The organism is Mycobacterium sp. URHB0021 (assembly GCF_054057895.1).
On record NZ_JBSRZT010000002.1, the window covers coordinates 2,305,937 to 2,329,849 of the forward strand.

The following is a 23,913-nucleotide window of genomic DNA, read 5'->3' on the forward strand; positions in this document are numbered from 1 at the left end:
AAATCGTTGTGCTGATTACATCAACGTATTGAGTGACCAAATATCGATAACAGAATTGATATGGCTCATGTCGTTCGGGTTATCGCAGGAGGACCGATGACGACGCTGTTGCAGCTGAAGTCGTTCGTGACGGTGGTCGAACAGGGCGGTTTCACCGCGGCGAGCCGCCGGCTCGGGCTGTCGCAACCGGCTGTCAGCCGGGCCGTCGCCACGCTCGAGAAGGAATTGGGCGCGCCGCTGTTGATCCGCGGCCGCGACGGGCTGTCGTTGACCGGGGCCGGTTCGGTGGCGCTGACACACGCGCGCGAGGCGGTGCGGCATTTGAGCCTGATGCGCAGAGAAGTTGCCGCGCTCGCGGGTGAGGTCACCGGAACCCTGAGCCTGGCGAGCCTGCCGAGCGTCACGGCCATTCTCATCGCGCCGCTGCTGCAGGCATTCGCCGCACGGTATCCGGGCGTGACGATCCGCCTGCTCGAAGGCAGCGAGACGGAGGTGCGGGACTGGCTGGACCAGGGCGCCGCCGAGGCCGGTGTGGTCAGCCTGCCGATCCGCGGGATGGACGTCGCGGTACTCGGCAATCAGGACATGGTCGCGGTGGTGCCGGCCGGGCACCGGTTGGCCGAATGGGACGAAGTGAGCTACGCCGAGCTGGCCAAGGAGCCGTTCATCCGGTCCACGGGCGGCTGCGCGGACGTGTTCGGGCCGGTGGCGCGCCGGCTCGGCGTCGACTTCGATGTCGCGTTCGAGGCGCGGGAGATGTCCGCGGTGCTCGAAATCGTCCGGGCCGGACTCGGCGTCAGCATCCTGCCGGTGGCCGGACTGCCGGAACTGCCCGACGATGTGGTGGTGCGCCCGCTGACGCCCAGGACCGTCCGGCATCTGGGGGTCGTCGTCTCCGCCAGCGCGTCGGCGCCCGCCCGCGCGTTCCTGGACCACATCGCCGCGCTCGATCTGCATTGACTCTGGCCCGTGGCCCCGGCGAGTGGTGTAGACCTGCGTAGAACGTGTTCTAGTTCTGTGTCCTCCCGGAAGGAGAACAGATGGGTCTGCGGGTGGTGCAATGGGCGACGGGCGGCGTGGGTGTAGCCGCGATCAGAGGCGTGCTGGAACACCCCGACCTGGAGCTCGCCGGCTGCTGGGTGCATTCGACGAACAAGACGGGCAAGGACGTCGGCGAACTGATTGCAGATTCTGGGTTCGAACCGTTGGGGGTCACCGCCACCAACGCCATCGACGAGATCCTGGCCCTGGATGCCGACGCGGTGATCTACTCGCCGCTGATCGCCAACCCCGATGAGGTCGCCGCGCTGCTGCGCTCGGGCAAGAACGTGGTGACCCCCGTCGGCTGGCTGTACCCGAGCGAGCGAAGCGCCGCACCGATGCGGGCCGCCGCGCTGGAAGGCAACGCGACGCTTCATGGCACCGGGATGGCGCCGGGTGGTATCAGCGAGAAGTTCCCGCTGCTCTTCTCGGCGTTCTCCACCGGCGTGACATTCGTTCGCGCCGAGGAGTTTTCTGATTTGCGGACATACCAGGCGCCCGACGTGCTGCGCCATGTGATGGGTTTTGGTGAGGTTCCGGAGAAGGCGCTGACGGGACCGATGCAGAAGATGCTCGACAGCGGGTTCATCCAAGCCGTGCGGATGTGCGTCGACCAGTTGGGTTTCAACTCCGATCCGAAAGTGCGTGCGTCGCAGGAGGTCGCGGTGGCGACGGCACCGATCGAATCTCCCCTCGGCGTGCTCCAGCCCGGCCAGGTCGCCGGCCGGCGGTTCCACTGGGAGGCGCTCGTCGACGGCGAGGCCGTGGTGCGGGTCACGGTGAACTGGCTGATGGGCGAGGAAAACCTCGAGCCCGCATGGACGCTCGGACCCGAGGGGCAACGGTACGAGATGGAGGTCCGGGGCAATCCCGATATCATGATCGCTGTCAAGGGTTTTCACTCCGAGGTGGGTGGCGAGGGGCCGGAGCACGGCATCGTCGGCACCGCGGCGCATTGTGTGAATTCGGTCCCCGCGGTCTGCGCGGCAGACCCGGGCATCCTGACCCTGCTGGACCTTCCGTTGATCAGCGCCAAGGCGGCACCGCGCCTGCGCTAGTTGCGCGGAACGATGCCGCCATCGAGCGTGATGACCTTGTTGGTCAGATAACCGTTGCGCAGCATGGCTATTGCCATGTCGGCAATCTCGTCAGGCCGGCCGACGCGGCCGACGGGAATCGGGACCGGAGGTTTGCCCGTCTCCAGATCCGCGGGGAACATCTTCGTTGCGCCGACCAGCGCGGGCGCGAGGCTGTTGACCGTCACCCCCTGGGCGGCCACCCGCGGTGCGAGGTGATGCATCAGGCCGTGCAGGCCCGCTTTACTGGCCGCGTAGTGTGCCCCCACCACACCCCCGGTGATGGCCGCGACCGACGAAATGAACAGGATGCGTCCGAACGTGCGCTCGATCATGCCGGGCAAGACTTGCTGAGCCAGGAGGAACGGCGCGGTCAGGTTGACCGCCAGCGTGGCGTTCCACGCCGCCAAGTCGATGTCCTGCCAATCCTTCATGTCGGCGGTGCCCGCGTTGGCGACGAGCAGATCGACCTGGCCGAGTTCCTTTGTCGCGTGTTCGACGAGGGTGGCCGGACCGTCCGGATCGGACATGTCAGCGGCGACGACGGTGACGCGCCTGCCCACCTGGCGGGCGTATTCGCCGACCGATTCGGCGTCGTCGGCGTGACGGCCGTATGACAGGCAGAGGTCGGCGCCCTCGTCGGCAAGGCGGCGGCCGATGGCCGTCCCGATGCCACCGGAGGCACCCGTGATCAGTGCGATGCGGCCCTTCAGATCGTCGATCACGGCTTCACCAGGATCCGGATCGGGTTGCCGTCCTGCCGTTCGAGCATCTCGATGCCCGACCGGACGTCCTCCAGCGAGACGATCTCGCTTACGGAGCGCGACAGGTTCAGGCGCCCCGTCGACACCAACGTTGCCAGGGTCTCGATGTCGACGTTCTGGTAGCCGAGGTGGCCCAGCACGTGCTTTTGAGTGAGTGCGAACATACTGATCGGACCAACGCTCGGCGACTCCGCACTCATCCCCACGCAAACCAGGCGCCCGCCGACGGTGATGCAGTCGAGCGCCTGTTCGAACGTCGACTTCAGGCCCACCGCGTCGAACGCCACATCGAGCTTGCGCCCGCCGGTGAGGTCGGCGATCTTGTCGTGCAGCTGATCGTCGCGGGCGTCGAACGCGTGGTCGGCGCCCACGGCGAGGGCGCGATCGAGCACGTCCGGGTTGATGTCGACGGCGATCACCGGGACGGCGCCGACCAGGCGCGCGAGTTGCACGATGTGAGTGCCGATTCCACCGACACCCCACACGCCGACCGATTCGCCCAGGCCCACCTTTCCCGTTCGGACCACGGCGCCGAACGGCGTCGACACCGCATCGGCCAGGATCGCCGCCTGCTCCAGCGGGACATTGTCGGGGACACGGGTCAATCCGACGGCCTGCGCGAGGGTGTATTCGGCCCAGGCGCCGTCGTAGGCGAACGCCATCAGCTGTATCCGTTGGCAGTTCGAGTAGTCACCGCGGCCGCAGTTGGCGCAGACTGTGCACGGCCGGCCGGCGGCCACGATCACGCGATCGCCCTCGGCCCAGCCTGTGACGCCGGGGCCGAGTCTGGCGACGGTTCCGGACGCCTCGTGGCCCTGCGTCACCACCGGGCGCTGCGCCGGAAACGTTCCGTTGATGAGGCTGAGGTCGGAATGGCAGATCCCGCAGAACGCCACCTTGACCAGCACCTGGCCGGGACCGGGCTCGGGTATCGGAACATCTTCCACGGCAATGGTTCTCGAATCACCGTAAAAACGTTCGGCCCGCATCGTCTCGGTCGCCATATCCCTCCCTTGGTCGCGAAGTTACCATCGGTACGTGACGCCGCGGCTGATGGTCGAACTTTCGAGCCACCGCAAGACCTGGTGTTATGTGTCGTTGGTACGGGTGTCGGCATGAGAATCGGGTGCCGAGTCTGATTGTTGTGCCCGTGGTGTTGACCGATGGTGAGCGTGAGCAGTTGCGGTCTGGGGCTGGCAGGCCTAGGAGTCTGCTGAATTAGGGGTGTTTGGGGCGGGGTGCCTCAGAGCGCTCTGTGGCGCGTGGGTTTAAGTCAGAACCTGGGGTCGACAACATGAGGGTCACCCCGCCGTGTTGAGCGTGGCACTTGGTGCTCAGTGATGCAAGAGCCCGGCCCTACGGGGTCAGGCGATGGCCCAGCCAGCGCCGGTTTGGGTCAGTCCCAGGGTGATCAGGCGACGCAGGTTCACAGCCGCCGCGCGGTGGTGCAGCCAGTGATCGTTGCGGGTGACCCCGCGGTAGCGGACTTTGCGGTTGTTGCGTGTCAGCCAGGCGATGGTGCGTTCGACCATCGGTCGGTGTTGTCGATATTCGTTCAGCCAGTTCGGCTCCCGTGAGTGTTGGCGCGCGGCGCGTTGGAGCGCGTCGTGCGGGCGGATCTACAGGCTGTTGCCGGTGGCGCTGGTGGTGCACTGCGCACGCAACGGGCAGCCGCGGCAGGCGACGCCGAAGGTGGCGTAGCCCCGGGCGGCTTCGTGATTGAAGCTAGGTGGGTGTGGGTGGTGGTTGGGGTTGGAAGGGTTGATACCACCACCAGTGGGCGCGTTCGCCGGTGGGTCCGGGACACGGCGGCACCGCCGGTGGGGGTTGAGTTGGGGGGCGGGCCAGCGATCCCGGGCTCAGAATCCGGCCGGCTGTCGGTGACCGACAGCTTGTGTGGGGGTCCGGTGATGGTGATGACACCGCGGTGGTGCAAACGATGATGGTAGGGGCACAGCAGCACCAGGTTGTCCAGCTCGGTGGGTCCGCCGTCTTCCCAATGCCACAGGTGATGCGCATGCAAACCCCGGGTGGCCGCACACCCGGGCACCGCACAGCTGCGGTCGCGGTGCTCCAGGGCGCGGCGCAGCCGGCGGCTGATCACCCGGGACGCCCGCCCCGCCCCGATCGGCGCCCCGGCGCGTTGGAACCACACCTCGCAGGTGGCATCACAGCTCAGGTAGCGCCGGTCAGCAGCCGACAGCAGCGGACCCAGATGCAACTGAGCGACCTGGTCTTGCACATCGACGTGGACCACCACGGTGGTGTGCTGGCCGTGGGGGCGGGCCGCCGCCTCGGCGTCCCAGCCGGCATCGACCAGCCGCAGAAACGCCGCGCCGGTGGACGGGAGCGCCGCCGGCCGCCCGGACGCGTCGCCGCCGGCGGCATGATCGCGTTTGCATTCGGCGACCAGGGCCTCACGATGAGACGCCAGGGCCGCGTCGAACTTCGCCGCCTCCAGATGCGGCAACGTGATCCGGTACTGGGTGCACGTCTCATCGGAGGTGGAGCTGATCGAAACCCGCGGCTCCGGCTCGGGCTCGGGATCGGGCCGGGGCTGCGGCTCGGGCTGCGGGTCGGGGTCGGGTTCGGGTGGGGGTTCGAGCTTGACCGCGGTGCGCAACTGCGACACTGAGGCCACCCGGGCGAACTCCGCATAATGCTCATCGGAGCCATCGGCGGCGCCGCCGGCGATCACCCCGACCTGATCCAGCGACAGCCGACCCTCCCGCATCCCCTGCGCGCAGCGCGGAAACCCGGGCAACCGGTGCGCGATGGCGGCGATCGTGGCGGCGTTGCCCGACGAGGCGCCCAGCTTCCAGGCCACCAACGCCGCGATCGACCGCGCCCCGGTCGACCCGCACAACCCGTCGTGGTCCAACTCCGCGACGATCTGCACAATGCGCCCATCAATGGCATTGCGCTGCCCGGCCAGCTCCGACAACTCCCCGAACAACACCTCAACACGCTCCCCAGCCCGCACCACCGGCACCTCAAGCGACGCGGTCGAAGACATAACCCCATCATCGCAGCCAGATCCGAAAAATTCGGGCCACCCGAGTCCCACCGGGATCAGATGCCAACAGGCCCAACCCGATCGGTGGCGGCGAGCACCCCTGCGCCACCAATGATCGCGACGGCCGGCCTGCAACATCGTTGTCAGACAGGGTTTTGCCGACTCCGCATGCCGCCAACATTGTGTAGACCGCTGATGCCAATCTTTGCGCACAACGGTGTGGTAACGGGTCTCGACGTCGTCGACGCCTCCCTGTGTGAACTCGGCGCCGACGGCCTGGTGAAGGGGGAGACCGACTCCGAACGCGTCTTCACGTTGATCATCGCGGCCGTCCGCCACCGCGACGGGGACATCTTTCGGTGATGTGACGGACCCGCGGGTGTCGCGCATCAGAGGGCGTACACGCGCTCGGCGTTGTGTACGCCGATCATGTCGATGAACCTGATGGCATCGTCTTCGGTGCAGTCGCCGGTACGTACCCAGCCGCCCAGCACCAAACCCATTGCGCGCCGCCACAACACCGAGCCCAGCACGTGCAGTTCGGGAGGGCCGAAGGCGTCGGAGGAGAACAGTTGTTTGGCGAACGGGGCAGTCTCGAGCGCCTCGGCGACCAGGCCCGTTGACCGGACACCGAGGTAGTTGATCGCCAGTCCCACATCGAAGTTCACATGGTCGAACGCCTGGGCCAGGTAGCCCGCCTGACGCTGGAACGGGTAGCAGTGCAGCAGCAGGACGGGCACCGGTGCCATCGACCGCAGCAACGGCAGCAGCAACATCGGGTCGCAGCGGTGCAGGTCGAGATCGCGGTCACCGAAGCCGACATGCACCTGGATCGGCAGGCCGTGCGCGGCCGCCTCGTGTACCGCGAACGCGATCAGCAGCGGGCTGTCGAGCCGAAGCGGCCCGGCTCGGCCGGTGAGTTCGCGCGCCTGGGCCACGACGTCGGCATCGCCTGGCCTGGACCAGTCGATGTCGAAGTTGGTCCGGTAAGCCGCAATCGTCTTGGTGCCCACCACATCCGGATTTCCAACGGCCTCCCTCAGCTTCGACCGGAACGCCTCGGGGAAGTCGCCGGGTGGCGTCCCGTCCTCAAGCAGGTCCTCGGCGACGCGTTCGAGCCGGAGGATCTCCGACGACGGCACATCACTGAGCCTGGTGAGCTGCTCTGGCGTGGTGATCAGGTCGCCCTTGAACCCGGTGTCGACGATCCAGCGCGAGACGCCTGCGGCAGGCAGCATGACCCCGGCCAGCTCGTCGGGGGACAGTTCGCTACGTCGCGCCCAGTAGTCGTCGGCGCCTGCGTGGGCCTCGAGCCCGAGGAGCGGTGCGCACCAACGCCGAATGGACAGTCCCAGCGGTGAATCGAACTGGGTCATGAAGCTGGGCACGGGATCGGTGGACCCCTCGTTGATGGCCGCCTCGAAGCCGGCGCGGTCCACCGGTTTGTTGTAGGTGCCGTGGACGTGGTGGTCGATCAGCCCGATGTTGCGCAGGCGGTCCGCCAACGCCTCGGGCACGTCGGCGTCGACCCCGGCGAACACATCCGCCAGCCGACCACCGGGCAGCTCACCAGCCGGCATACCGTGCGACCTCCTCGGCGTTCACTCTTCCCGCGGCCGCATCGGCGATGGCTCTCCCGAGGATCTCCACCGCCCGGTTCGCCTCTGTCTCGGTGAGCACCAACGGCGGCGTGATCTCCAGGACGTTGCCGCCGACGTAGTAGACGACCGCTCCCAGTTCCCACGCACGGTAGACCACCTGTGCCGCGAGCCGGGGATCGCGGTCACCGGTCGCGGCGTCGACGAGTTCCAGGCCGATCGCCAGGCCGCGCCCACGAATGTCACCTATGCGGTCGGAACCCGGCGAGCCGGCCAGTGCGCGGAGCCCGTCGGCCAGCAGCGTGCCCACCTCGGCGGCACGGTCGGGCAGGCGTTCTCCCACGATGGTGGCCAGTACGGCGCGGCCCGCCGCGGTGCACACCGGGTTACCTGCGGTGGTGAGCAGCGCGGCGGCCGGCGGGTTGTCGAGAATTTCCGCAGGCCCCACCGCCGCCGACAACGGCAGGCCCCCGCCGAGCACCTTGCCGAACGTGACGATGTCGGGTGTCACGCCATCGTGTTCGAACGCGTGCAGCGTCCCCGACCTGCCCAGCCCCATCTTGACCTCGTCGCAGATCATGGGGACGCCGTGCCGGCGGCACACCTCGTGCAGTCGGGCCAGGAATCCGTCGGGCGGCACGACGAGGCCGCCGTCGGACAGGATCGGTTCGACGATCAGGGCGGCGACGGCGCCGCCGCCGAGATGCTGTTCTGCGGCCTGCAGGCAGGCGGTCTCGTCGACGTCCACACCGGCGCCGACAGGCCGAAACGGGTTGGGATAGGGCAGGAATACGGCGTCGGGGTCTGCCGCAACACCGGCATCGACATGTACACCCGAGACGCCCATGGCGATACCGACGCCGCCGTGATAGCTGTGCTCGAACGCGATGACGGTGCGACGGCCGGTAGCGTGCCTGCAAGCGCGCAGCGCGACGTCGTTGGCGTCGGAGCCTGCGTGCCCGAGATAAACGCGGCGCTCACCGCTGCCGGGTACCAGGGCCAACAGGTCTTCGGCCAGGCCGACGGAATCGGGATGGACGGCCGACAAGCCACCCGAACCGGGGGCGCTGCGCACCGCGCGGCTGACGGCCTCGGCGACGGCCGGGTGACCGTGGCCGAGCCCGCTCGCCGTCCATGTCGCCGACAGGTCCAACAGCTCGCGTCCGTCGGGCGCCACCAGCGTCGAGCCGTGCCCCGAAACCACTTCCAGCGGGAAGAATCGCAGCTTCTCGATACCGGCGATGGCCGCGTCGTCACGCTGATAGAGCGTGCTCATTCCGCTCGCACCGGCGGAGTCTGCGCCAGTTCGACGGCAAGGGATTCACCCACTCGCTTGGCGATTCCGGAAGCGGCGATGGCAACTATCAGACCGACCAGGCACCAGTACAGTCCCAGAAGCGGTGCCGCCGACCAGGTCTCGGCATCCTTTACGTTGAACCACAGCACCACCACGATTACCAATGCGCCCAGCAGTGGCAGAATGAGCCCGGGAACCTTGCCCTTGCCGCCATGCACCTCAACGAATTTCGGCGCTCCGACGAACCATGCCGCCGCCACCTCGACCAGCAGATAGCACACCATCAGGCACACCGAACCGGCAACCGCGAACAGGAAATAGGTGTTGATCGCGTCGTTGCCGGTACCCATGTCGGGCCAGCCGGCGGCCCCGCAGATCAGGACGACCACCACAGCGACTCCGACGACCAGCCAGGTGGCGCGGCGCGGGCCACCGGTCGCGGCATGGATGTGGGCCAATGCCTTCGGGCCGAAGCCGTCACGCCCGAACGCGTAGAGCATCCGTCCCGAGGTCGCCGACGTCGCCAGGTGGCAGCCGAAGGCCGACACGATGGCGGTGAAGATGATCACCAGCGAGAACCACTGACCCACATACGTACCGCCCAAGTCGCCCAACGTATTCCCCGAATTCTGGAAGGCGTCGAGCCCAGCCTGGTCGGTGCCGAAACCGATGACCTGGGCGAACATCACGACCACGAACAGCACGCCGGTCAGCAGCAGCGTGCCGGCCAGGGCCCGGGGGATGTTGCGGCCGGGATCGTCGGTCTCCTCACCCATCGACGCGCACGCTTCGAAACCGGCCCATGACAGGAACGCCGCGACCACACCGCTGATCACCGCGGAGGCGGAGACGCCGCCGGAGAAGGAGAACACCGAGAAGTCGAACCCGGTCGACGGGGCCCCGCCCTTGGCGAAGATCACCACGACCAGCACGATCATGGACAGGATGCCGATGCCCTCGATGGCGAGCAGGATCTTCGCCAGCAGCCGGATGTCGCGGCCGGACAAGAGCAACGAGATCGCGGCCCCCACCACCACCACCACCAGCCACGGCAGCTGATACGGGTTGTCGTTGCCCGGCTGCATCTGCGCGATGAATGCGTTGGTGAAGGCGGCGGTCAGCGCCAGGGTGCCGATGGAGAAACCCCAATACGCCCCGAGCATCGCGAAGCCGGAGAAGAACCCCGTCCTCGGCCCGATGGTGCCGCCCACCAAGCCGTACGCCGAGCCGGCGTGATTGAGGTGGCGGGTCAGCCGGACGAAGCTGTAGCCGACCAGCGACACTCCCAGCAGGCCGATCAGGAACACCAGCGGAATGGCCTTGCCCACGGTGCCGATCAGGCCCTGACCGTTGCCGGACATCGCCAGGGTCGGCCCGACCAGGGCCACGGACAGCGCCAGCGCCACCCAGAACGGCAGCCTGCGGTGGGGAAGCTGATCGGCTCCTTCTGACGGACGCGCCGACGACGTGTTCGTGCTCATCGATGTCTCCTTGTCGGTCATTTCGGGCTCCTCACGTCCGCGGTCATCAGAATCAACAGCTCCATGCCAGGCGCAGTGCCTTGGTGGTCTCGGCAGGCGGTAGGTCGCCGAAAGTGCTGAGTTCGTAACGTCTTACGGCCGACAGCGCATCGATCACCGCGGGCGTGAGAAGCTCCGCGGCGGTCGCCGAGTTCTCGAAGGCCTCGATCACCGCCCGTTGGCCGGTGGGCAGGGGCGGCGGTGCCGCCTCCGAGTGCGCGGGGTTATCCGGCACCTCGGCGGGCAACTCCAGACCGCGGTCGATACCGCGCAGCGCACTGCCGATGAACGCGGCGGTGGCCAGGTACGGGTTGGCGCTCGGGTCTATCAGCTTCAGTTCGATGTTGGCACCGTGCGGGTTGCCCGGGGTGGCGGCGATGAGCCGCACCGCCGCTTCGCGGTTCTCCAGGCCCCAGCACGGCACCGCACCGGCCCAGTTGCCTGGCTTGAGCCGCATTCCCGACAGCGGCGAACCGGCATAAACCCCGAGCAGGTCCGGTAGTGAGTCGACGGCACCGGCGATGGCGGACCCGCCTGCGGACCGGATGCCGTGGGGCCCGTCACCTCCGGAGAACAGAGGCCCGTCGTCGTCGGCCAACGACAGGTGCAGGTGCGCCCCGTTGCCCGCCGCGCCCTCGAACGGCACCGGCGAGAACGAGATTCGCAATCCATGCCGGGCTGCCGCCCGGCCGAGCACGATGCGGGCCAGGACCGCGGCATCGGCGGCGGCGACGGGTGTGGTCGGTGCGAGCGAAACCTCGAGTTGGTCGTGGCCGTATTCGGTGTGGATCTGTTCCACATTCAGCCCGGCCCGCTCCGCGGTGGTGGCGAGGTCGACGAGGAACGCCGAACGGTCCAGCGACGTGCGGATCCCGTAGGGCGACCACGGGTCGGTCGAGGCCGCGGTGGCGTCGGGCGCCAGCATCGTGCACTCCAGTTCGGCGCCGACGAGTGCGGTCAGGCCCCGTTGCGCGGCCGCCTGTTCAGCGCGGGCCAGCAGCGAACGCAGGCACAGCGGGGCTGGATCGCCGGGCTGATCGGTGAGATCACCTGGCGCCCAGCCGATTCCGTTTTCGACCACACGCACGTCGGCCGGATCGATGCGGATCCGGAGGTCGCCCGTGACACCGATGGTCGGGGTGAAGGCGATACCGCTGTCGACGCAGAACACGCTCCATGACGGTGAGACACCCATGCCGGCCCGGTGGAAGTCGCCCAGCCGTCGCAGCGGGACGTACTTGGCCCTGGTGACGCCTGCCAGATCGGTCACCGAGCCGGCCACGAGTTCGACGCCGTCGGCGCGCAGTTCCTCGATGCGGTCACTCGCCTCCGGCATGGAACCTCCTTGGACGTTCGTGAGTCTGCACAAAAGCTATGTCATGAATGTTTCAGAATCTTTAAAATCGGCGGTTTATGGTTGATTCATAAAATCTGGGATCGGAGGATGCCCTCATGTGCCGGCTGCTGGGTGTCGTGTCCGCGGTTCCCGTGTCGATCGCCGATGCCGTCGGCGACGACGTGCTGAAGGACTTTCTCGCCCTGACCAAGATCCACGGCGACGGGTGGGGTGTCGCGAGCGCGGACCACGTCGGCGACAATCCCCGGGTCCGTGTCTCCGCCGGCACTGCCCTCGACGACCCGGCGTTCAGTTCGGCAACGCATGACCCGCGGTCCACGGCGGCGGTCGTCCACCTGCGTTGGGCGACGAACGGGCTCGCGGTGCAACCGCGGAACTCCCATCCGTTCCTCGCCGACGGCCTGGCGATGGCGCACAACGGCAGTATCAAGCCGATGGGCCCGCTGGATGGCCTGCTCGAACGCGACGTCGCGGCGTCGCTGCGCGGCACCACCGACAGCGAGCGGTACTTCGCGTTGATCCGGCAACACCGCCGCACCGCACCGGATCTCGCCGAGGCGGTCCGGCGCGCGGTCGCCCAGCTCCGGCAGATCTATCCCGACGCCAGCCTCAACGCCCTGCTCCTCGGGGAGGGTCAGCTGATCGCGGTGCACGCCCATGCGCGCAGCCGGCTACTCGACGAGGACATCGAGGAGATCAGCGCCACCGACCTGCCCGCGGAGCATCTCGAGGACTACTTCGCGCTGCGCATGGCGCGCCCAGCCGACGGCATCGTGGTCATCGGCTCCACCGGTTTCGGCGATCTCCGGTGGGAGCCGCTGCAGCCGGAATGCGTGACCGCAATCCCGTTGGACGGCATGGCGGTCTCCGTACTTCCGCTCGCGGCGGATTGACCGCGGTGACCGACGAGACAGTGGCCGTGCGGGCGGGTGCCGCGCTGCCCGCGCTCAGCAAGGCAGAGCGGCGGGTGGGACGGGCGCTGCTCGCCGACTACCCGAGCGCCGGCCTGGCCAGTGCCGCCCGACTTGCCGAGCGTGCCGAAGTCAGTCCGCCGACCGTGTTGAGGTTCGCGCAGTCGCTCGGCTACGACGGGTTCACCGACCTGCAGGTGGCGCTGCGGGCCGAGCTGACCGCGCGGTCCAACGGCCCGATCACCCGGTTACCCGGCGCACCCCCCGCCGACGGCCCGCTGGATCGCCTGCTGCAGCAGGCATACGCACAGAACAAGCGGGCCGCCGAGACGCTGGCCCAGCTGCCGGCACCGGCGGTCGAAGCCGCCGTGTCGCTGTTGTCCGACACGGGCCGCCCGCTGTACCTGCACGGCGGCCGGTTCTCGCACCTGCTGGCGATGCATCTGGCCGCCCACCTCGAGCAGTTGCGTCCAGGGGTGAGGTTGCTCGGTGACCCCAGTGGACGCGACCTCGGTGCGATGATCGAGCTGACCCGACGAGACGTCGTGGTGCTGTTCGACTACCACCGCTATCAACGCAGCGCCGCCGAGCTCGCCGCACGCGTGCACCGGGCGGGGGCAACGGTCCTGCTGATCACCGACGACCTCGCCTGCCCGGTCGCACCGGAAGCCGAAGTCGTGCTCGCCGCGTCGAGCACCGTCGGCACCACCTACCAGAGCATGGCGGCCGGCTTCCTGCTCACCGAGCTGCTCATCCCGCTGGTGATGGACACGATCGGAGAGCCGGCCCGCACCCGGATGGCGCTGTGGGAGGACCAGCGGAACGCCGAACTCCTGCCGTGACTACGGAATTCGGTAGAACGGGTTGGGCAGCAGGTAGGTCTGCTCGGCGAACCCGCCGGCCAGGTCGGACGGCTGGTCGCCCATGTTGGCGATGATCGTGTAGCCGTGCTCCTCGATGCGAGCGCGCTGCGGGGCCTTGAAGTCGGCGGCCGAAGCATAATGGGAGCCCGTCGGTTCCATGACCAATTGCGTGTAGCCGGTGTAGCCGACCCACTGCAGATTGCGTTCGGTCGCAGCGCGCTGCGTCTCATCGCGGCCGGTGATGAAGAAGACCGCCGCGCCGCGGTCCTTGGCGGTGTTGAAGACGTCCATCGTCGGCTGGATCACCGTTGACCGACCGCGCAGATCCCAGGCCCGCCAACCGCACGGCCCCTGAGGTAGCTCCACGCACGGGCCGTCGATGAAACGGCCGAAGTCGTTGGCCTTGATGGCTTCCCAATTCGACAACGCGGTTTCGTCGATGTCGAATACCACCGCCGGTCGAGTGACCCGGGGTGCTTCGTCGTTGATCCAGCCGATCGCGGGAGCGGACGCGAGCGCCAGATCGGTCAGATACGCGCCGCTGTCGTAATACTGGGTGACGTCGGCCTTGAGATCGCCGATGTTGGCCGGCTGCACCGGCGGCGGGATGATCGGTGCGGGGGGCGCCGGCGGCTCCGCATCGGCGGGCGCGAGCCCGCACACCGCGGCGACGACCATTGCGGCCAGGACGATCGACGGGCGTGCGCGCATGGCGGAACTTTAGCTGGATGAGCGTAGCTCGGGCACGCCTGGCACACTCGCTGGCGTGACGACGAGACGAGCGCTGGTGCTCGCCGGTGGCGGCGTTGCGGGCATTGCATGGGAGACCGGGATTCTTCGGGGCATCGCCGACGAGTCGCCGGCGTCGGCGCAGGCACTGCTGGGTTCCGACGTTCTCCTGGGCACCTCCGCGGGGTCGACGGTCGCCGCGCAACTTGGTAGTGGCCTTGGATTGGATGCGTTGTTCGAGCGGCAGACCGAGCCGACGTCGGCGGAGATCAATCCCGGTGTCAGTGTCGACGAGATCACCGAACTGTTCGTCGCCGCGATGATGCAGCCCGGCGCGACCACCGCCGAGAAACTGCGGAAGATCGGCGCCGTCGCGTTGTCCAGATCGACGGTCACCGAAACGGTTCGGCGTGAGGTGATCGCCGCGCGGTTGCCGTCGCACGACTGGCCGGACAGGGATCTGCGGATCTCCGCGATCGACACCGCGACAGGCGAACTGGTGACATTCGACCGGACGTCGGGCGTCAGCCTGATCGACGCGGTGGCCGCCAGCTGCGCCGTGCCCGCGGTCTGGCCGCCCGTCACGATCGGCGATCGCCGTTACATGGACGGTGGCGTCGGCAGTGGCGTCAACATGGCATTGGCCGCCGACTGCGACGTCGCGGTGGTCCTGATTCCGCAGGGCCGGGCTACCCCGTCACCGTTCGGTAATGGCGCCGCGGAGGAAGTCGACGCTTTTCCCGGATCCGTTCTGGGCGTCTTCGCCGACGACGAGTCCCTGGCGGCGTTCGGACCCAACCCGCTCGACCCCGCCTGCCGGACATCGTCCGCGCTGGCCGGTCGCAACCAGGGGCGGCGAGTGGCCACGCAGGTCGCGCAGTTTCTCGGCCGCTGAATCAGCCTTCCCGCGTTGGATTTTCGAGCTCGTCTGGCCACGCCGCTGGTGCGGGCGTTCGGAGTTCCGGAACTTCACTGGCTCACGGCGTCCGGCGAGTTACGCGTACACGACATGCGCCGCGAACACCTGTCGATATCAGCGCTGGGGCCCAGCGTCACGAGCTATGATTCCGTCAATCCAAGTTCAGCTGATCCCTGCGTAACGCGCGTGCCGCGCGCGAGATTTGCTCCGACTACTTCGGCCGCAACTTGTCCCAGTCGTAGGTTTCACCGGTTGCTTGCAGTTGCTTGAGCGGAAGCCGGAAACACGACCCACCCGGCTTGACGCTCGATGTAGCTACAGAAGTCCGAGCAGATGCAGGTCGGTGATGTATTTGACGATGACCTCCCGCGTGACATGGGGAATATCCTTGCACGCGCCGATCTCCGCTTTCCGCACCGCGGAACGAAACCGGTCGGTCGGGGCGGTCGACCCGCGAATCGGCGTTTCCGGCCGCTGGTAGTTGTGCAGCAGCGGGAGCAGCGAGGCGTGACGTTGCCGTTCGGGCAGAGCGCGAACCGCGGTCTCGAATCGCCGCAACCAGGCGGCGTAATCGCCGGTGACGCGCCCGAGCGGAAGGTCCGCGTCGATGAGCCAGTCGACGTACTCGTCGAGGCCGATGCCGTCGTCGTGGGGATTCATCACGTGATAGGTCTCGAAACCGTCAACCACTTGTGCACCCAGCGTGGAGATCGACTCGGCGATGAATTCGACTGGTAGACCGTCATAGTGGGCCCGCTGCCGGTTGCCGTCGGCGTCGAGTTGGTAGAATGAGACGGGCGCGATGCCGGTGGCCACCAGGCTCAGCATCAGCCGGGTGAACATGTCCGGCAAATTGAGCTGCCCCGCATACGTGGTGTCGGCCAGGATCATGTCACAGCGGAACACCGAGACGGGCAGATCGCACACGTCGTGTGCCGCGCGCAGCAGAACCTCGCCGGCCCACTTGCTGTTGTTGTAGCCGTTGGCGTAATTCTCGTCGACCGTTCGGGTAGCGCTGATAATCCGGATGTCGCCGTCCTCTGTGAAATTGCCGGGCTCGATCCCAGCACCCACCCCGATCGTTGACAGATAAATCACTGGCTTCTTCTTGGTGGTCACCGCGATGCGAATCAGCTCGGCTGTGCCGAGCACGTTGGGACCGAACAGTTGGCTGTAGGGCAGCACGTGGTTCACCAGTGCGGCAGGGTCGACGATCAGGTCGACGGTGTCGGCCAGTCGCTGCCATGTCTTCAACTCAAGGCCGAGGTTGGCTTCGCCCTTGTCGCCGGCAATGACCTCGAGATGGTCGACGGCCAATTCGCGGTAGTGCCGCAGCAATTCGGGATCGCCGGAGTCGAAGGTCGCGTCGAGTCGGTCTCGCGCCTCCTCGTCGGACTTGGCGCGCACCAAACAGATCACCTTGCCGCCGGCCATGGCCATCCGCTCCAGCCACTCCAAGGCCAGGTAGCGGCCGAGGAAGCCCGTAGCACCCGTCAGCAGAACCGTGCCCACCTCAGAGCTCGGGCCAGGCAGCGACGCGGCCGCAGCAAGTGTCTTGGCGTCGATGAACTTGTCCAGGGTCAGGTCACGGGCGTGCACCTCGGCCGCGTCGCGGCCGTGCACGGACGCGAATGTCGGCCTCGTCGAGCCGGGCTGCTGCTCGGCCTCGATGTAGGCCGCCAGGGAGGCCAGGTCGCTGGCCGGGCTGACGATGACGCCGACGGGCACGTCGATGTCGAAGATCTCGTGCAGCAGCTTGGAATATGTCAACGCGGACAGAGAATCTCCGCCGAGATCGGTGAAGTGCGCGTCGGGCTGCAGGTCGGAAATTGTCGCGCTCAGTAGGGCTCCTGCGGCCCGACTGATGGTCTCCAGCGTCGGGCGGTCGGCGCCGTGCAGGCGTAGCTCCCGAAGCTCCTCGGCCTGGATGTCAGCCAGGACGGTGTAGAGCTGTTCGAGCCGGTCGCCGTAATACTCCTTGAGCTTCGGCCGTGCGACCTTGCGGACGCCTGTCAAGAGGCCGTTCTCCACCGTGAAAGGGTTGGTCTCGACGATGAAGTCACGCGGAATTTCATACGCCTGCAAACCCGCAGCCACTGCGATGTCCTGCAATGACTTGGTGATGAGTTGCTTCAGCTCCGCCTCAGGCCAGCGCAGCAGTGCCTCTTCGGTGGGAACGACGACCGCCAGCAGATACGGCCGAGCACTGTTTCCGTAGACGAAGATCTGCTGCACCAACGGGCTGTCGCCGAATACCACCTCCAGGTTCGAGACCGCGACGAACTCACCCTGTGACAACTTCAACACGTTGTTGCGGCGGTCAAGGTACCTGAGTTGGTCCTGACCCACCTCGGCGACTATGTCGCCGGTGCGGTAGTAACCGTCGGCGTCGAACACCTCCGCAGTGACCTCCGGCCGCTTGTAGTAGCCGGGGAACATGGTCTCGGACTTGACCAGCAGCTCACCTCTGGGATGGGGGCGGTCGGTGTAGAAGTAGCCGAGTTCGGGCACATCAGCCAATTTGTAGTCGATCACCGGTGGGCGTTGCACCCGACCGTTGACGAAAACCGGCCCCGCTTCGGTGGAGCCGTATCCGTCGGTCAAGTGCACGTCGTCGACCAAGGAGTCGATGAATGATCTCATCTCCGTGGAGATGGGCGCCGAGCTCGTCACCGCGGAGACAAACCGCCCACCGAGCAGGTTGCTGCGCATTTCGGCCAGCACGTCTGCCTCGACGGCCCGGCGGTCGCCGCCATCGGCGGACCGGTGATCGACCATGCTCTGGAACTGCTGGAACACCATGTCCCAGATCCGCGGCACGAATCCCAACTTGGTGGGCCGCACCAACGCCAGATCGTCGAAGAATGTCGAAAGATCGCCCTTGGCAACGAAATACGCTGTACCGCCGGCGCCGAGCGTGATGTACAGAACGTTGCGTCCCATGATGTGGCTCATCGGCATGTAGTTCAACGTGATCTCCGGGAACGCGCCTCCACTGCTCACCGCCGACACGTTGGACTGCCGCCAGGGGTCGGCAACCGCCTTCACGCTGTACATGGCCCCCTTGGGGGCGCCGGTGCTACCCGACGTATAGATCAGCAGGCCCAGTGTGTCGTCATCGCGCTCGACCCACGGTGGCGTCGGCAGCGCATTGCCGCGGGCGAGTACGTCGGCCAATGTCTCGATAACAACCGTGGATCCGGCGAGTCGCGCGCTCGCGGCCGCCAGGGCATCTCGGTGGTCGTCCACCTCGCCGCGGTAGTCGAACACCACCAGCCGCTCAGGAAGGTGGCCGGACAGCATGAGTTCTACGGCGTCGTCGAGGAAATCAACGCAAGACGCGATGACCACCGGCTCGGTCTCGGCGGCAATGGGCCGCAACTGGCCGAGTGATGCGCCGGTTTGCAAGGGGACCGCTATCGCCCCGAGGCGTAGCAGGGCCATGTCGACGGTCGTGTAATCGACACTCGTGACCCCGAGCATGGCGACCCGATCATCCGCTCGCACCGGATTCCCCGTGAGTGCCGCCGCGACAGCGTCGACCCTGTCCGAGAGCTCGCGGTAGGTGATGGTGTCGAAACGGGGGATCAGTTCCGCGGATGTCCGGCCCGTCGACGTGTCGGTGACGAACTTGACGGACCGCTGCGCGAGTGCTGGCCGGTCGGCGTAGCCGTCGAGAATGGTCTGAACGATCTGGGGCAGTCGCAGCTCCGGCGATTCGAGCGCACGCGTGATCGCCTCGCTCGGTCGGGCGTCGGTGAACTGTTGGTCAGTCGCGTACAGGTCAGCAAGGCGGCGCTCGAAGCGCTCTTCACGGGTAGTCTGCGCTGGCTGATCATCGCCTTGGGATTCAGCCAACTCATTTCTGATGAGAGCCGCGAGCGCGGCGGGCTGCGAGAGGAAGGGGGAGTGGGAAGTGTTCATTCGCAGCACTTTTCCGGCGCGCTGGGCAAAGAGTTCCTGGAATCGTGGTGAAAGTGCCAGATCTGCTTCGCAGATGATGTACGTGCTCGGAATCTTCTTCCAGGCCACTTCCGTCAGCGGCTGCTCCCCGGCTGCGTACGACAGATAGCCCAGCTGCGCAGCAGCTTGCCGGGCGATTGCAGCATCGACGTCACCATAGAAGACCTTCACAGGGTCCGCGACTTCGAGGTAGTCGTCTACGCCCTCCCTGCGACAGACGTTCGAGAAGGCCATAGGCCCCCTGCTGATGGAGAACAGTGACTCGCCTGCGTCAAGCTGGAAGGCGGCAAGGTAGACGATGCGTCGGACGTTGCTGACCTCGGCGAGTGCTTGGGTGGTGGGGACCCCCCCGTAGGAGTGCGCAACCACGACAACCGGGGCGTCGATCGCGGCGGCTGCCGCGGCGACGACTTCGGCATCCGCATACATGTCACCCAACGCAGCCGGGTCTTCGCCGCTGCTGGGAAGAGAAACAGTGTGCACGTCAATGCCCGACAGTTCATCCACCAGCAATTGCAGGTGCTCGGGCCTGTGCCAGGCGCCGTGGACGAGAAGCAGCGCGGGGAGAACCATGGAGCCTCCTGGGATCAACAGCCATCGACCGGAATGATTTGCGGCCCGGCAATTTAGACGCGCAACAGGTAGCTACCGCGCCAGGCCTCAATGGCGGCACCGTAACCAACGCATGTCCGAGGCTAGCCGGGGACCGGCGATGGTCGTGGGCCACTTGAGTGCGCCCAACAGGGGCCAGAGCCCGCCGCTGTCGCCGCAACAGCGGCGGGCTTGGCCGCGACCAAGGCGCAGCCGACGGGGCCGCCCGGATCAGCGCCCCGCTGCTGTACCTGGGTGTGGAGACCCGTGCTGGTGGTCGCCGCTGCGAGAACACCACATTCTCAGTGGCTGAGGCGAGCGAGACGGCGAAGACAATCCCGGGCGCGGCCGTCACCGTCCTCGAAGGCGTCGCGCATCCCTTCACCTCGCGGCATCGATGTGCCTGAGAAACGACAGAGGGTGGAGTTCGTAGAAGCCGTCGCGTTTGACTTACCGCGCGCGCGACGGCGGTGTGGGGCAGCGCGAGGGTTGCGGTCGGCGGAGGTGTGCGTGGCGTGTCCGTGATGGGTACATCCTTAGGCGCCGCAGTCTGCCGAAGAGCGCAGTCGTCGTGGCATTGCGGCCGTATGGAATCGCCAAGGTACGTCCGCTCCCCCCTTTGTCAGCGCGTGAATCAGCCTGTACTGCAGTCGAACTCTCGGCCCAGTTGACGTAATCTAGCTTCCGGCGAAACGCGCCGCAGGCGTCTGACTAGTTCCTCGAGCGTGAATTCGTCGATGTTGGGCTGGAGTAGCTTCGTCACCCGTGGGCCGGTGAACTGGAGAACGGCAGCTGCTTGAGCCGCGGTGACGAGCCGTTGGGTGAGGCGCTTGGTGACAGCGGTGATCACGCCAATCGTCTACACGGTAAAGGTATTGCCGTACAGGCGGACTGGCGTCATTACGTACGCTGTCAGCGTCCGGATTGTCCGAACACATGGTGTGTTGTATGCCATAGAATTGCAGAGTATTGCGTAGTGGTGCCACATTGTTAGAACAAGCGTGACTGAACAAGTGGAACTCAGCCCTACCGATTGGGTACGCGAGCACACGGAGCGCGTCTTGAAGCAAGGCACGACCGACGGAGTCGGCGACGGACCAGTTGTTCTATTCACCGTTACCGGAGCGAGGTCGGGCAAGAAGCGGTACGTGCCTCTGATGCGAGTAGAGGAGGGCGGGCGGTACGCGATGGTCGCCTCGAAGGCCGGCGACCCCAAACACCCCGCCTGGTACTTCAACGTCAAGGCCAACCCCACCGTGACGCTGCAGGACGGCGATAAGTTGGTGACTCTGACCGCGCGAGAAATCGACGGCGTCGAGCGTGAGTACTGGTGGAAGCGCGCCGTCGAGGCTTATCCGCCCTACGCGGAATACCAAACCAAGACGTCGCGGCTAATTCCTCTGTTCATAGTGGAATAACGGGCCATGGAGGGACGACTACGGAATCCGGCCTGCCACGCGCGAGCGTGGCGTGCAAACGGTCGCCGACAGCGTGTTTAGGCCACGCACACGTTTACGGTCGAGGCGTTTGCACCAATCGTCTATAAGTCGCCAATTGAGACTTCGAACCAACTCGCCACAGAAATCCGTGTTCCTCCCTACTGAAGTGTGCAAGTCCGCGTGGGCCGGGGCCCCAGGTGCAGGTGCAGATCAAGCGCGATGTGCTCGATCTGACTGCCCGTGACGCCAACGAAGAAGGGCGGCAACAATAGTGGCGGCGGTGTTTGTTGCGGTGAAGATGCCGCCGCCGAGCCCGTTGAGGAATACGAGCAGCGCGAACACCCAGTAGTTGAAGTCCAGCGGGATCATCACCAGCGCGATGAACGACGCCGCCATCAGCGCCATCGCCGACTCCGTGAACGGCCGCGCTCCGTACCGATCTGACAGCGACCCCGCAAGCGGACCGGCGATGAGGAAGCCCGCAGTCATTCGGCAGCATGTAGATGCCTGCCCACAGCAGTGTCGACTCAAAGCTATAGCCGTGCAACGGAAGCCCGATGACTCGCACGCTGGCTGCCGCGCCGTACTCGGCTGGCGTGCGGCAGAGGGATTCTCGCGTTTTTCGGCGTTGGGTCCATCGGTTATGAGGTTGCGGTTCGTTCGCGGATTTCTATAGCCGTCTCGAGCATTTGCTTTGTGTTGGTGAACCAGTCTTGCAGGTTTAGGTCGATGATGAGTTCGTCGGCGCCGGCATCCGCGGCGGTTTGGACGTCGTCGAGGATTTGGTCGAGGGTGCCAACGAACGCAGATCGGCCTGGTCCTGCGAGACGGTCGGTGAAGGTCACGTTTCCGACCACGATCATCTCCATGTGGCTGGGGTCGCGGCCGTACTGAGATGCCATTTCCCGGAGCCGGTCCCAGTTTGCGCGCAGTTCTGCGGCTCCGGCTGGCCCGGGTGTGGTCAGCAGCGGCAGCCAGCCGTCTGCGCGTTTGGCAATGCGTTGCACGGCCTTGAGACTGGTGCTGCGGCCCAGGTTGCTGCCACCGCCGCCGAGCATCACGGGGATTTTCGAAGCGGGCTTGGGTAGGACAGCGGCGTTGTCGATGACGACGCGAGGGCTGCGGAAGATGACCGGGTCGGGCCCCCACACGGCATCGAAGACGTCCAGTGTCTCGTCGAGGAAGCGGCCGCGATCCGCCCGGGTGGCGCCGGCGGCCTGGAGATCGTCACTGGACCAGCCGGGGCCCATGCCTGCGATCATGCGGCCGCCGCTGATCTGGTCGATCGTGGCAAGCGCCTTCGCTAGCTGAACGGGTGTGTGCTGCGCAGCGATCAGAATGGCAGTACCGAGACGGACGTTTTCGGTCACCACCGCCGCTGCGGTGAGGACTGCCAGGGAGTCGGCGACCTGCCGCGAGGATTCCGGCCACGGCTCGTTCGGCGGGGCATAGGGTTCGAGGGGCGACGCCGGGAAGAGCAGCCGTTCATACGTCCACAAACTGGCGTATCCGGCGGCTTCGGCCGTTCGGGCCGCTTCGATCACGTCGTGTTGTAGGTCGACCCCCAATCTCTGGGGCAGGCGAAGTCCGATCTTCATCTGAAGTCTCCGATGTGGTCGCGATTGTGGACGCCGCCGCAGGCTGCTGATGTCGGCTGTACTCGGGCCATCCTTCGAGTGTTAAACGTTCACACTGGTGTGAAGGTCAAATGTAAGCTCGATCACGCTGCGACGCGGAAGGCTCGGCGGCCCGAACGTATCCTGACCCGCAACAGAGACGCCATCGCCGACCATCTCGAAAGGTTCTCAGCATCCAGTCAGCGAACAGCGAGCGCAGGTCCGCGTCATGATCTGACGAGCGTCTCGCCGGCGGTGGTCACTCGGTTGTCCGGGCAGTCGGCGGGATGCAGACCATGCCGGTCTTATGGTGACAGAAACACGGTCAGCCAGTTGCAGAACTCGATGGCGATGGTAGGCCGATAATTTTTGCAGCACTGTGTAATTCGTCGCTGTGACGTTTCTCGGGCTAGGGCCAGCCGCGATTGTGTGTCGCCTTATGCTTCGCCACTACGAAGCACCCGGGGGTCGGTCAGCGTAGGGGTCGTTCACAGCCTGGCCGACTGTCGACCCTGAGCCCTGTGCGCTAGGCACACCCGATGCGGTGTATCAAAAGGGCTGCACCGCACGCTTGTCGTCACAGTGATGGTTTGTGCGTGGCCAGGCGGAAGGGAGCGGAGATCGCTCCGGCATTTGCGGTAGGGCTAGGTTTCACCTGGATCGACTGGGTGGATCGTCGATTCAGTTCCTCGCGGTGCTTGTTCCGTCATTCCCGAGGCGGTCACTCTGCGGCGTCAGCGCGAGCACGTGCGGCATGACCACCCCGGGAATCGCGATGGTCGCCCGGATCGCCGCGTCCACCGCACCGCGTTGCAACCACACCGACTCACCGGAGATGAGGTCGGTGGACACGGCGGTGTAGGGATCGGCAGCTCGTCGATCGTCACCTCACCGAGGATGTCGCGCACGCGTCCAGGATCCGCTCCGCGCGCCCCACACCCGCCGCGGTGATCGACGGGTCGAGCAGCCGCAGCACGGCACGCTGGGTCAGCGACCGGGCCCAGTCGTCGAGCTTGGCCCAACGCGGGCAGACCACCGACGTGTGCGCCCATCGACGAACCCGCGACGCCGACGACCTCTTAGCCCCGCTGGCGCAACTCGTCGATCACCCCGATGTGCGCGTAGCCGCGGGCACCCCCGCTGGCGAGTGCCAGCGCGACACGATTCCCCGCCATACCGTCATTGTCGCGCGACGGCTTGCGGACGCACGCGA

16 protein-coding genes and 5 pseudogenes are annotated in these 23,913 nt (G+C 66.4%); 7 read left to right on the forward strand and 14 right to left on the reverse strand.

What is annotated here, in order from left to right; translation table 11 throughout:
* The first annotated feature begins 96 nt into the window (after window positions 1-96).
* Both ACVWWN_RS13605 and ACVWWN_RS13610 read left to right on the forward strand, forming a co-directional pair.
* Window positions 97-960: a LysR family transcriptional regulator gene (locus ACVWWN_RS13605; RefSeq protein WP_457144373.1), complete on the forward strand. Its 864-nt coding sequence runs from the start codon at window positions 97-99 to the stop codon at window positions 958-960.
* 80 nt (window positions 961-1,040) lie between these two features.
* Entirely contained in the window at window positions 1,041-2,099 is a 1,059-nt protein-coding gene (locus ACVWWN_RS13610; RefSeq protein ID WP_457144374.1) for an NAD(P)H-dependent amine dehydrogenase family protein, read from the forward strand.
* Here ACVWWN_RS13610 and ACVWWN_RS13615 read toward each other — a convergent pair.
* The 4 genes and pseudogenes from ACVWWN_RS13615 to ACVWWN_RS13630 form a co-directional block, all read right to left on the reverse strand.
* Complete coding sequence (locus ACVWWN_RS13615) at window positions 2,096-2,842, reverse strand: SDR family NAD(P)-dependent oxidoreductase (RefSeq protein WP_457144375.1); 747 nt, start codon at window positions 2,840-2,842, stop codon at window positions 2,096-2,098. The genes ACVWWN_RS13610 and ACVWWN_RS13615 overlap by 4 nt on opposite strands.
* Window positions 2,839-3,885, reverse strand: coding sequence for a zinc-binding dehydrogenase (locus ACVWWN_RS13620; RefSeq protein WP_457144376.1), 1,047 nt, complete (start codon window positions 3,883-3,885; stop codon window positions 2,839-2,841). Before ACVWWN_RS13620 ends, ACVWWN_RS13615 begins: the two co-directional genes overlap by 4 nt.
* Window positions 3,886-4,245: 360 nt before the next feature.
* A pseudogene (locus ACVWWN_RS13625) lies at window positions 4,246-4,590 on the reverse strand (transposase); the annotation flags it as partial.
* A gap of 16 nt (window positions 4,591-4,606) precedes the next feature.
* Window positions 4,607-5,897, reverse strand: a pseudogene (locus ACVWWN_RS13630) (DUF222 domain-containing protein).
* A gap of 201 nt (window positions 5,898-6,098) precedes the next feature.
* Here ACVWWN_RS13630 and ACVWWN_RS13635 point away from each other — a divergent pair.
* A pseudogene (locus ACVWWN_RS13635) lies at window positions 6,099-6,248 on the forward strand (class II glutamine amidotransferase); the annotation flags it as partial.
* A gap of 38 nt (window positions 6,249-6,286) precedes the next feature.
* On the opposite strand, the gene ACVWWN_RS13640 reads toward ACVWWN_RS13635, so the two are convergent.
* From ACVWWN_RS13640 to ACVWWN_RS13655, 4 genes are read right to left on the reverse strand one after another with little or no spacing between them, the layout of a single operon-like run.
* The gene (locus ACVWWN_RS13640; RefSeq protein WP_457144377.1) at window positions 6,287-7,477 is read right to left on the reverse strand and encodes an amidohydrolase family protein; all 1,191 of its coding nucleotides are present in this window, start codon (window positions 7,475-7,477) and stop codon (window positions 6,287-6,289) included.
* On the reverse strand, window positions 7,464-8,771 hold the full coding sequence (locus ACVWWN_RS13645; protein WP_457144378.1) for an aspartate aminotransferase family protein: 1,308 nt from the start codon (window positions 8,769-8,771) through the stop codon (window positions 7,464-7,466). The genes ACVWWN_RS13640 and ACVWWN_RS13645 overlap by 14 nt, the downstream gene beginning before the upstream one ends.
* Window positions 8,768-10,294, reverse strand: a complete 1,527-nt coding sequence (locus ACVWWN_RS13650; RefSeq protein ID WP_457144379.1) for an APC family permease — start codon at window positions 10,292-10,294, stop codon at window positions 8,768-8,770. The genes ACVWWN_RS13645 and ACVWWN_RS13650 overlap by 4 nt, the downstream gene beginning before the upstream one ends.
* Window positions 10,295-10,325: 31 nt before the next feature.
* A complete protein-coding gene (locus tag ACVWWN_RS13655) occupies window positions 10,326-11,648 on the reverse strand; it encodes a glutamine synthetase family protein (protein ID WP_457144380.1) in 1,323 nt (440 codons plus the stop codon).
* Window positions 11,649-11,764: 116 nt separating this feature from the next.
* Here ACVWWN_RS13655 and ACVWWN_RS13660 point away from each other — a divergent pair, with 116 nt between their 5' ends.
* On the forward strand, window positions 11,765-12,562 hold the full coding sequence (locus ACVWWN_RS13660; protein ID WP_457144381.1) for a class II glutamine amidotransferase: 798 nt from the start codon (window positions 11,765-11,767) through the stop codon (window positions 12,560-12,562).
* Between the two features lie 5 nt (window positions 12,563-12,567).
* Window positions 12,568-13,422, forward strand: a complete 855-nt coding sequence (locus ACVWWN_RS13665; RefSeq protein ID WP_457144382.1) for a MurR/RpiR family transcriptional regulator — start codon at window positions 12,568-12,570, stop codon at window positions 13,420-13,422.
* Here the strand turns inward: ACVWWN_RS13665 and ACVWWN_RS13670 are convergent, their stop codons facing one another.
* On the reverse strand, window positions 13,423-14,154 hold the full coding sequence (locus tag ACVWWN_RS13670) for an HAD family acid phosphatase (protein WP_457144383.1): 732 nt from the start codon (window positions 14,152-14,154) through the stop codon (window positions 13,423-13,425). It abuts the gene before it with no gap.
* 55 nt (window positions 14,155-14,209) lie between these two features.
* Between ACVWWN_RS13670 and ACVWWN_RS13675 the strand changes: the two genes are divergently transcribed.
* Window positions 14,210-15,067 (forward strand): patatin-like phospholipase family protein, encoded by an 858-nt coding sequence (locus tag ACVWWN_RS13675; RefSeq protein WP_457144384.1) that lies wholly within the window; start codon window positions 14,210-14,212, stop codon window positions 15,065-15,067.
* Between the two features lie 339 nt (window positions 15,068-15,406).
* Here the strand turns inward: ACVWWN_RS13675 and car are convergent, their stop codons facing one another.
* Both car and ACVWWN_RS13685 read right to left on the reverse strand, forming a co-directional pair.
* Window positions 15,407-19,627: a carboxylic acid reductase gene (car, locus tag ACVWWN_RS13680; protein ID WP_457144385.1), complete on the reverse strand. Its 4,221-nt coding sequence runs from the start codon at window positions 19,625-19,627 to the stop codon at window positions 15,407-15,409.
* A gap of 652 nt (window positions 19,628-20,279) precedes the next feature.
* On the reverse strand, window positions 20,280-20,495 hold the full coding sequence (locus ACVWWN_RS13685; protein ID WP_457144386.1) for an XRE family transcriptional regulator: 216 nt from the start codon (window positions 20,493-20,495) through the stop codon (window positions 20,280-20,282).
* 151 nt (window positions 20,496-20,646) lie between these two features.
* Between ACVWWN_RS13685 and ACVWWN_RS13690 the strand changes: the two genes are divergently transcribed.
* On the forward strand, window positions 20,647-21,063 hold the full coding sequence (locus ACVWWN_RS13690; protein ID WP_457144387.1) for a nitroreductase family deazaflavin-dependent oxidoreductase: 417 nt from the start codon (window positions 20,647-20,649) through the stop codon (window positions 21,061-21,063).
* Between the two features lie 297 nt (window positions 21,064-21,360).
* Here the strand turns inward: ACVWWN_RS13690 and ACVWWN_RS13695 are convergent.
* The 3 genes and pseudogenes from ACVWWN_RS13695 to ACVWWN_RS13705 all read right to left on the reverse strand — a co-directional run.
* A pseudogene (locus tag ACVWWN_RS13695) lies at window positions 21,361-21,643 on the reverse strand (MFS transporter); the annotation flags it as partial.
* Between the two features lie 82 nt (window positions 21,644-21,725).
* Window positions 21,726-22,682, reverse strand: a complete 957-nt coding sequence (locus tag ACVWWN_RS13700; protein ID WP_457144388.1) for an LLM class F420-dependent oxidoreductase — start codon at window positions 22,680-22,682, stop codon at window positions 21,726-21,728.
* A gap of 759 nt (window positions 22,683-23,441) precedes the next feature.
* Window positions 23,442-23,875, reverse strand: a pseudogene (locus ACVWWN_RS13705) (patatin-like phospholipase family protein); the annotation flags it as partial.
* Window positions 23,876-23,913 lie beyond the last annotated feature (38 nt).